The organism is Stenotrophomonas sp. HMWF023 (assembly GCF_003060985.1).
GTDB lineage: Bacteria > Pseudomonadota > Gammaproteobacteria > Xanthomonadales > Xanthomonadaceae > Stenotrophomonas > Stenotrophomonas lactitubi.
The window spans coordinates 24,227-33,215 of record NZ_QAIJ01000309.1; the positions used below are offsets into that span (position 1 = coordinate 24,227).

10 protein-coding genes are annotated in these 8,989 nt (G+C 66.9%); 7 read left to right on the plus strand and 3 right to left on the minus strand.

The window, feature by feature from the left end; genetic code table 11:
- The 3 genes from DBR20_RS22400 to DBR20_RS18240 form a co-directional block, all read left to right on the plus strand.
- A partial coding sequence (locus DBR20_RS22400) for a cobaltochelatase subunit CobN (RefSeq protein ID WP_219927831.1) occupies positions 1-1,881 on the plus strand: 1,881 nt, incomplete at its 5' end.
- On the plus strand, positions 1,878-2,354 hold the full coding sequence (locus DBR20_RS18235; protein WP_100465559.1) for a MotA/TolQ/ExbB proton channel family protein: 477 nt from the start codon (positions 1,878-1,880) through the stop codon (positions 2,352-2,354). The genes DBR20_RS22400 and DBR20_RS18235, both read left to right, overlap by 4 nt.
- The gene (locus DBR20_RS18240; protein WP_089235810.1) at positions 2,354-2,671 is read left to right on the plus strand and encodes a DUF2149 domain-containing protein; all 318 of its coding nucleotides are present in this window, start codon (positions 2,354-2,356) and stop codon (positions 2,669-2,671) included. The genes DBR20_RS18235 and DBR20_RS18240 overlap by 1 nt, the downstream gene beginning before the upstream one ends.
- 97 nt (positions 2,672-2,768) lie before the next feature.
- Here DBR20_RS18240 and DBR20_RS18245 read toward each other — a convergent pair whose 3' ends face one another.
- Positions 2,769-3,695 carry a LysR family transcriptional regulator gene (locus tag DBR20_RS18245; RefSeq protein ID WP_100465560.1) on the minus strand — a complete coding sequence of 309 codons (927 nt, stop codon included), beginning with the start codon at positions 3,693-3,695 and terminating at the stop codon, positions 2,769-2,771.
- 150 nt (positions 3,696-3,845) lie between these two features.
- Between DBR20_RS18245 and DBR20_RS18250 the strand changes: the two genes are divergently transcribed.
- From DBR20_RS18250 to DBR20_RS18265, 4 genes are all read left to right on the plus strand, one after another.
- Complete coding sequence (locus DBR20_RS18250) at positions 3,846-4,712, plus strand: pirin family protein (RefSeq protein WP_108267477.1); 867 nt, start codon at positions 3,846-3,848, stop codon at positions 4,710-4,712.
- 69 nt (positions 4,713-4,781) lie between these two features.
- Entirely contained in the window at positions 4,782-5,462 is a 681-nt protein-coding gene (locus DBR20_RS18255; RefSeq protein WP_100465562.1) for a hydrolase, read from the plus strand.
- An 80-nt stretch (positions 5,463-5,542) separates the two neighbouring features.
- Positions 5,543-6,184 carry a hydrolase gene (locus DBR20_RS18260; RefSeq protein WP_100465563.1) on the plus strand — a complete coding sequence of 214 codons (642 nt, stop codon included), beginning with the start codon at positions 5,543-5,545 and terminating at the stop codon, positions 6,182-6,184.
- Between the two features lie 80 nt (positions 6,185-6,264).
- Positions 6,265-6,663 (plus strand): OsmC family protein, encoded by a 399-nt coding sequence (locus DBR20_RS18265; RefSeq protein ID WP_108267480.1) that lies wholly within the window; start codon positions 6,265-6,267, stop codon positions 6,661-6,663.
- Between the two features lie 78 nt (positions 6,664-6,741).
- Here the strand turns inward: DBR20_RS18265 and DBR20_RS18270 are convergent, their stop codons facing one another.
- Both DBR20_RS18270 and DBR20_RS18275 read right to left on the minus strand, forming a co-directional pair.
- A complete protein-coding gene (locus tag DBR20_RS18270) occupies positions 6,742-7,071 on the minus strand; it encodes a hypothetical protein (RefSeq protein ID WP_089235815.1) in 330 nt (109 codons plus the stop codon).
- Positions 7,072-7,169: 98 nt separating this feature from the next.
- Positions 7,170-8,909, minus strand: coding sequence for a putative porin (locus DBR20_RS18275; RefSeq protein WP_108267482.1), 1,740 nt, complete (start codon positions 8,907-8,909; stop codon positions 7,170-7,172).
- Between the last annotated feature and the right edge of the window lie 80 nt (positions 8,910-8,989).

An 8,989-nucleotide genomic window follows, 5' to 3' on the forward strand; every position in this document is an offset into this window, starting at 1 on the left:
CCCTTGGGCCTGCACACCTTTGGCCAACCGGCGTCGGCCGATCACCGGCTGCTGACGGTGATGCAGCAGCTGGGCCCGGCCTATCTGCAGGCACTGGGCGAGGACGCAGCGGAGGCCAGCGCCGTGGACTACCGGCAGATCCAGCAGGGCCTCGCCTATCGCACGCTGGCGCGCCACCTGCGCGACGGCGTACCGATCGGCAGCGTTGCCGACACGGAGCTGCGCCGCGAACTGCAGCGCGCCGCGCAGCTGGACGCGTCGTTGGCCGATCCGCAGGAAACAGAGGCATTGCTGCACGGCCTGGCCGGTGGCTTCGTGCTGCCCGGTGCCGGCGGCGACCCGATCCGCACACCGGAGCTGCGCAGTGGCCGCAACCTGTTCGCCTTCGAACCGGACCGTATTCCCACCCGCGCTGCCTTCGACACCGGCGAGACAGCGCTGCAGCAACTACTGCAGGCCTATGCCGATGAACATGGCGGACAGCTGCCGCAGAAGCTCGCCATCAGCCTGTGGTCCAGCGAGGCCATCCGCCATCTTGGCGTGCTGGAAGCGCAGGTGCTGCATGCCCTCGGCCTGCGCCCGCGCTGGGACAGCGGCGGCAAGGTGGTGGCGCTGGACATCGTGGCGGACACCGACCTGAAACGGCCACGCATCGATGTTGTGGTACAGGCCACCAGCGTCTACCGCGACCAGTTCGATCCCTTCCTGCGCATGCTGGCTGCGGCGATCGAACAGCTTGCGGCGATGCCGGCCACCGCCAGCAACCCCATCGCGCGACACGCACAGGACATGCAACAACGCCTGCAGCAGCGCGGTGTGCCCGCTGAACGAGCCGCCGCCCTGTCGCGCCTGCGCATCTTCAGCAACGCGCCCGGCACCTATGGCAGTGGCCTGAATCATGCCGTATTGGAGCGCAGCACCGTTGCTGGAAAGGACGATGCAGCACTGGCCGCCGGCTTCCTCGATCGCCTGCAGCATGGCTATGGCAGTGATGGCCAGGCCACCACCCTGCCCGGCAGCAACCTGTTCGCCGAACAGCTGCGCGGGGTGCAGGCAGCGGTGCTGTCACGGTCGTCCAATACCCATGGCCTGCTCAGTACCGACCATCCGTTCGAATACCTCGGTGGCCTGGCCCTGGCCGTGCGCCACCTCGACGGTGCCAGTCCATCGCTCTACATCTCGGACCTGCGCGAACCGACGCCGCGCACGCGCAGTGCCGCGCGCTTCCTTGCCGATGAGCTGCGTGCACAGACGCTCAACCCACAGTGGATCAGCGCCATGCAGGGCGAAGGCTATGCCGGCACGCTGGAAGTGCTGAAGAACGTCGACAACCTCTTCGGCTGGCAGGTAACGGCGCCGGATACGGTGCGCGCCGAGCAGTGGCAGGCGGTGCATGACACCTTCGTTCGCGACAGTCGCCAGCTGGGAATGGCGCGCTGGTTCGAGAGCCACAATGCCGATGCGCAGGTGCAGATGATCGAGCGCCTGCAGGAAGCCATCGCGCGGGGCTACTGGCAGGCCGACGATCGCACCCGCAGCGAGCTTCAGGCGCGGTTGAATCAGCTGCAGACATCTGCCGCGGCCGCGTTGCCAGCAAGCTCCAGTGGCTACGGACTCGCACGTGGCCCGGCACCTGCGTCAGCGGCCAGTGCGGCGGCGGCCACCATCGAGACCCTGCCTGCAGATGCTGCGCCGACGCCAGCGGCCAGTGTGCGTGGACGGGTGATGCAGCAGGTGCCGCCGCCGTCGCCACACGCGCCATCGCTGTGGCTTGCCCTGGTCGCGCTGCTCGGCCTGCTAGGCGCAGGCGCGGCCCTGCAGGCCTGGCGCAATGCGCGACGGGCGCCCTCCCACTCCCCTTCCAACACGGCCAACGCATGAATGCCCTTGAATCCACCCTCTACGATCTGTCCCATCTGTTTCTGGCACCGGTACTGCTGCTGATCCTGCTGGCGCTGGCCTATGCCTTCCTCAGCTTCGGTGCGTTCCTGTGGGAAGCGCTGCAGCGGCGGCGCGGCCATTACCGCCCCGAACTGCTGGCCTGGCAGGCCCGCCACGGCGGCAGCAGTGAAGATCTTGAGCTGCGCATCCTGAAACGGCTGGAGGGTCTGCGCATCGTGTCGCGGACCGCGCCGATGCTGGGCCTGGTCGCAACCATGATCCCGATGGGCCCGGCGCTGCTGGCGCTGACCCGCAGCGATGCACAGGGCGTGGGCGAGAACATGGTGGTCGCCTTCTCGTCTGTCATCCTGGCCCTGGTCGCGGCCAGCCTGACGTTCCTGGTGCTGACCGTGCGCCGGCGCTGGCTGCTGCAGGAACTGCGCCAGTTCGAACGCCTGCAGGAGGTGCGCTGATGCGCTTTCTCGATGACGACGACGCCGATGATCCGATCCTGTCGGTGGTCAACCTGATCGACCTGTTCCTGGTCGTGGCCGGCATCCTGATGATCGTGATCGTGCGCAACCCGCTCAATCCGTTCGCCAGCCAGAACGTGACCGTGATCGAGAATCCCGGCCAGGCCGACATGCGCATCACAGTCAAGCAGGGCGAGGAGCTGACCCGTTACGAATCCACCGGCGAGATCGGCGAAGGTGGTGGAGTCAAGGCAGGGGTGACCTACCGGTTGCCCGATGGCCGCATGGTGTACGTGCCGGAGGGTGCCGCGCCGTAGGCCAGTAGATTCACGCCATGCGTGGATGAAGAACTGCTCCAACCGAGCAAGGCCGGCCCATGGAAGGTCACGCCCGCCATCCACGCATGGCATGCATCTACGGTTCCTGCAGCGCATCGAAGCGCTCGGCCAGGTAGTCGATCAACGCGCGCACTGCCGGCAGCAGGCCGCGCCGCGAGGGGAACACGGCATGCACGATGCCGTGCCTAGGCTGCCACTGCGGCAGGATCGGCACCAGCGCGCCGCTGGCCAGTTCGTCGGTGATCATCATCCGCGGCAGCATCAGCACGCCAACACCGGCCACCGCCGCACTGCGCAGGGCGATCATGTCATCGCTGACCAGCCGCGGGCGGTGGTGCACGCTGGCCGTCACCTCCTCTGGCCCGGCGTATTCCCAGGCGTGCACCTGCGCCGGCGATGCCAGGTCCACGGTCGGCATCATCGCCAGATCGGCAGGCACTTTCGGCGTACCCATCTGCTTGAGCAGGGCCGGGCTGGCGGCGGTACACCAGATGCGACGGGCCAGCACGCGCACCACCAGGTCGCTGTCCTCCAGCGGTGGCGGGCGCACGCGGATGGCCACGTCCACGCCCTCGCCCACCACGTCCACGCGCCGGTTGGTGGCATCCAGCTGCAGGGTCACCTGCGGATGCAGGGCCAGGAAGTCAGCCAGCATGCCGCCAATGCGCGCGTGCAGCAGTGCGATCGGACAGGCCAGCCGCAGGACGCCTCGCGGCTCGGCGCGTGACAGCGCGATGGCCTCCTCGGCTGCTTCGGCCTCCACCAGCATCGCCTTGCAGTGCCGGTAGTAGTCCTGGCCGATCTCGGTGACCGAAAAGCGGCGGGTGGAACGTTGGATCAGGCGGACACCCAGCCGTTCCTCCAGCAGGGCGATGCGGCGGCTGAGCTTGGACTTGGGCATGGCCAGTGCGCGCCCTGCCTGCGAGAAGCCGCCGTGCTCGACCACCATGGCGAAATAGAACAGGTCGTTGAGGTCGCAGCGGCGGATGTCGGCGATGAACACGGGACGATCTCCTGCGGCCCTTGCCGGGCCTTCATCGTTCACAGAATAGGACTATGACGGCAAATTCTGCCGACTACCGGGCCCATTGTCACGGCGATATCGTCTCCGCAACGAAAAACAGCGACCGGTTGCCCCGGTCAGGAGATCGCCATGAAGCGTGTCACCGGTACCTACAGCGCCCCCCGCCCGCACTGGGTGGGCGACGGCTTCCCCGCCCGTTCGATGTTCTCCTACAACACCCATGGCCAGCACCTGAGCCCGTTCCTGCTGCTGGACTACGCCGGACCGTACAGCTTCCCGCCCAGCGAAACCCCGCGCGGGGTCGGCCAGCATCCGCACCGCGGCTTCGAGACCGTCACCATCGTCTACGAAGGCGAAGTCGCCCATCGCGACTCGACCGGCGCCGGCGGCACCATCGGCCCGGGTGACGTGCAGTGGATGACCGCTGCCTCCGGCATCCTCCATGAGGAATTCCACACGCCGGAATTCAGCAAGCGCGGCGGCACGCTGGACATGGTGCAGCTGTGGGTGAACCTGCCGGCCAAGGACAAGATGGGTGTGCCGGGTTACCAGACCCTGCTAGATGCGCAGATTCCTTCGGTGGCCTTGGCCGACGGTGCCGGCCGCGTACGCGTCATCGCCGGGGCATTCGATGGCCATGCTGGACCGGCACGTACCCATACCCCCATGGACGTGTGGGACATCCGCCTGCTGCAGGGCCAGCACGCCGAGCTGCCGGTTGCCGATGGCCGCACCCTGGCGCTGGTGGTGCTGAAGGGCACGGTGCGGATCAACGGCGGCCAAGCGGTCGGCGAAGCACAGCTGGTGACCTTCGACCGCAGCGGCGAAGACGTGTTCATCGATGCCGACAGCGACGCCACGGTGCTGCTGCTCAGCGGCGAACCGATCGACGAGCCGGTGGTGGGCTATGGGCCGTTCGTGATGAACACCCAGGCCGAGATCAGCCAGGCCGTCAACGACTTCAACGGCGGCCGCTTCGGCCAGATCGCGCACTGATCCACTGCATTGCGGCGGGCAACCGCCCGCCGCCTTCCGGGCCTTCGCCCCCTCCCCAGGAGACTGACCATGAGTACCCCCGCCAACTTCAACGGCGCCCGCCCGGTGATCGACCCGGACAACGCCGCGATGCTGCTGATCGACCACCAGAGTGGCCTGTTCCAGACCATCGGTGACATGCCGTTCACCTCCGTGCGCGCGCACGCCACCGCCCTGGCGAAGATGGCCACGCTGGCGAAGATGCCGGTGATCACCACCGCGTCGGTACCGCAGGGACCGAACGGCCCGCTGATTCCGGAGATCCACGACGCCGCACCCCATGCGCAGTACGTGGCACGCCGCGGCGAGATCAATGCGTGGGACAACCCCGAGTTTGTCGCCGCGGTGAAGGCCACCGGCCGCAAGCAGCTGATCATCGCCGGCACCATCACCAGCGTATGCATGGCCTTCCCCTCGATTGCCGCCGTCGCCGACGGCTACCAGGTGTTCGCGGTGGTCGATGCTTCCGGCACCTATTCGAAGATGGCCGAGGAAATCACCCTGGCGCGCGTGGTGCAGGCCGGCGTGGTGCCGATGGATACCGCTGCGGTCGCCTCGGAAATCCAGCGCACCTGGAACCGCGAGGACGCCCAGCAGTGGGCGGCGATCTACACGCAGATCTTCCCCAACTACCAGCTGCTGATCGAGAGCTACCAGAAGGCGCAGGACGTGCAGAAGAACCACGAGCAGCTGGATTCGCAGCGCAGCTGAGCCCACTGCATCCACGGCTATTTCCGCCTGCCGGCACGCCGCCGGCTCCACCGCAAGCCAACCCCGACCAGGACACCCTCATGGCCAGTGAACCGATCCGTGACCCCGTCAGCGACCACCTGCTGACGCCGCAGAATTCCGCCTTCATCATCATCGACTACCAGCCGGTACAGGTGAACTCCATCGCCTCGATGGACCGCCAGCTGCTGGTCAACAACATTGTCGGCACCGCCAAGGCGGCGGTCGCCTACGGCCTGCCGATCGTGCATTCAACCGTGAACGTGCAGACCGGCCTGAACAAGCCGCCGATCCCGCAGCTGCGCAAGGTGCTGGGCGACTACCCGACCTACGACCGCACCACCATCAATTCCTGGGAAGACGTCGAGTTCCGCAAGGCGGTGGCAGCGACCGGCCGCAGGAAACTGATCATGACCGCACTGTGGACCGAAGCCTGCCTCACCTTCCCCGCACTGGACGCGCTGAAGGAAGGCTATGAAGTCTACGTGGTCGTCGATGCGGTGGGCGGCACCTCGCTGGCCGCGCATGATGCCGCGCTGCGCCGCATCGAACAGGCCGGTGGCCAGTTGATCAGCGTGACGCAGCTGTTCTGCGAACTGCAGCGCGACTGGGTGCGGGCGGAGACGGTGCCGGCCTTCATGAATCTTTTCATCGAAACCGGTGGCACGGCCGGCATCCAGTTCTCGTACGATCGTACGGAGTGATTCCGTGGCGGCTCCGGCTCCGGCCGGCGCCGCCTTTTCCTGCGGCCGAGCATGGTTCGGCGCTACAACCGGGGATTCCCATGGCCTACGCACGCATTGTTTCAACCGCCGACAACTACCTGCACGACATCAGCAACGGCCATTTCGATGTCGCCGCCGATGAGCCGGCCTCGCTGGGCGGCCAGGGCAAGGGTTTTGCGCCGTTCGATCTGTACCTGGCCTCGCTGGCCGCGTGTACCGCCATCACCCTGCGCATGTATGCCCAGCGCAAGGGCTGGGAGCTGGGCGAGTTCCACGCCGAGCTGCGTTCCGAACGCGATGCGGACGGGCGCTTCCATGTGCACCGCGTGCTGCATGCCACCGCCGAGCTGAGTGATGCGCAGTGGCAGCGCCTGCTGGAGGTGGTGGAAAAAACCCCGGTGACGCTGGTGATGCGCGAGGGTGCACGGATCACCAGCGAGCGCGGGGCGGCAGCCTGATCGCCGGGCATGGCCCGGCGCTACCGGAGCAGCCTGGCGCCATCAGGTAGCGCCGGGCCATGCCCGGCGGCCCTGGTTTCAACGCCGGGAGTGCAGCACGGTGCGCTGGCGCATGGCGTTGAACTCCTGTTCGACCTGCTGGATGTCCTCGGCCTGGAAGCCGGCGGCATCGAGCAGCTGATCGGCGGCGGCGGCAGCCAGCGGATCATCCTCGCGCTGGCGCCAGCAGCGTGCCGGCAGGAAATAGCCGACCTCGCTGCGCCCGCGCATGATGACCACCGGGCGCCCTGCATACAGCAGGAATTCGGCCAGGTGCTGGCGCAACCCCTCCACCGAGACATAGGCCGGCCCGATGCCCAGTGTCTGTGCGGCGGGCTCGGAACTCTCGAACAGCTTGCGACGGCTCATCCACTCCTCCTTTGTGCAACGCGTGGTCTTCCTTCCTTAGACGGGCGCGTCGCCGCGCCCCCGCCACACATGTCCGTGACTGCGATCACGCTGTCCGATCAGAAACCGGTATTGAACTCCAGCTGGAACACGTCGATCGACAACGGCGGACCCGACACTTCCTTGGCCGCCATCCACTTGCCGCTGATCCAGCTGCGCGCATCCAGCGCATAGGCGCCGCCGACGTAGTAGCCGCGCGCATTGGTACCACCGAGGTGGAAGTTCGGATCGTTGTAAGCGTCGGGCAGTGCATCGGCCTCGATCCGCTTGTAGCCCAGCAGGGCCTGCCACTGGCCCTTCTCCTTCAGCTCGGTGGCGCCGAAGGTCGCCTGCAGCATCCAGGCGGTGTCGCCGCTGCGGAAGGTATCGATGCTGGCACTGCCACCGGCGCCGTAGTTGTTGACGATGCCGTTGTTGGCCCGGGCGAACATGGCCTGCTTGTCATAGGCCAGGTTGCGGATGTAGTCCGCGTCCAGGCGCATGCCGATATCCTGCGCAAGCTGTGTATCCCAGCGCAGGTTGAAGGTCGCCAGGCGGAATGCCGAGGCCAGGCCCACGTACTGCGGCGTGGGCGTGTTGGCCGGATCCAGCGGATTGCGGGCGATATCGCGGATCAGCATCAGGGTGTTGCCCTTCTGCATGAACGCCGGCCGCGACCAGTCGGTATCGCAACCGACGGCGCCTGCATACAGCGCGCACGGCGACGACAGGCGCCCACTGATGTTCTTGAAATCGTAGTAGCCCAGCGCTGCACGCAGGCTGTTGTCATCGTTGAAGCGCCAGTTCACCCCCACCTGTGCACCGGACAGCCACTTGTTCTCGTTGGGCGTCTTCACCCGGCTCTGGCTGGGAGCGCTGTCGGAGGTGTACTCCAACGGCACCACCGCCAGGTTGCCGAACAGGCCGACGTCATCAGCGATGTCGTACCTGAGATTGGCCGCCAGGCCATCGAAGTTCAGGTCGTTGGAGAACAGCGTGTCGCTGGTCCAGAACGGATTGCCGAAGCGTCCGCCGCGCACCGTCACCCAGTCGGCCGGACTGTAGGCCAGCCATGCCTGGTCCAGCCACACGTCCTTCTTGCCAAGGCCGCCGCCAAGTTGTTCGGTGGTGGACACCGGCCCGTTGCTGCTGCCACTGGCCAGACGCACGCCTGCGGTGGTGTGCTCGCCGATCATCGCTTCGATGCCCAGCCGTGCCCGGATGCGCCACAGGTTGCGGCGGTCCTGGCGGGTGTTGAGCAGCGGCGGCAGCTGCAGGTTGGTGTTGTTGTTGGTATCGAAACCGCTGCCCGCATTCACCGAGGCCCAGTTGGTCTCGATGTCGCTGTTGCGCTCGGAGTAGAAGCGCGACTCGCTGCGCACACGCATGTCACCGGTCACCTTGATGCGCTTGGTCCACTCGGCCACTTCGTTCGGCGCGGCCCAGCCCTCGGCTTTGGCCTGCGCCATCACATCCTGGCGTACTTCATCGCGGATGCCATCACGCACGCTCTGCGGCACGTAGGGCACACGCACGTCGCCGGCTTCCAGCGCCACACCGCCGCTGCTGGCTGCGCTGCCCGCGGTGCCGCGCTGCGCAGCCGCCGCTTCTGCTTCGGCCTGAACCAGCAGGGCCTGGCCGTCTTCGGGCTTGAGCGCGCCACTGGCAATCAGCCCCTTGATCAGCTTGACCATGGTGGTTTCGGCAGCCATCGCACTGGCCGGCACGGCCAGGCTTAGCAGTACGGCGCAGCACAGCAGCGCCCGTCGGGCCGGCCGCGGGCGGCGGGATGCGGTTCGAGCGCGGTCGTGGTCGTTCATCACGGTTCTCATCGAAAGAAGGGAAATCACGGAAGTCATCGGTCAAGCGCCAGGACGGCGCCCCTGGATCAGCACGCGCG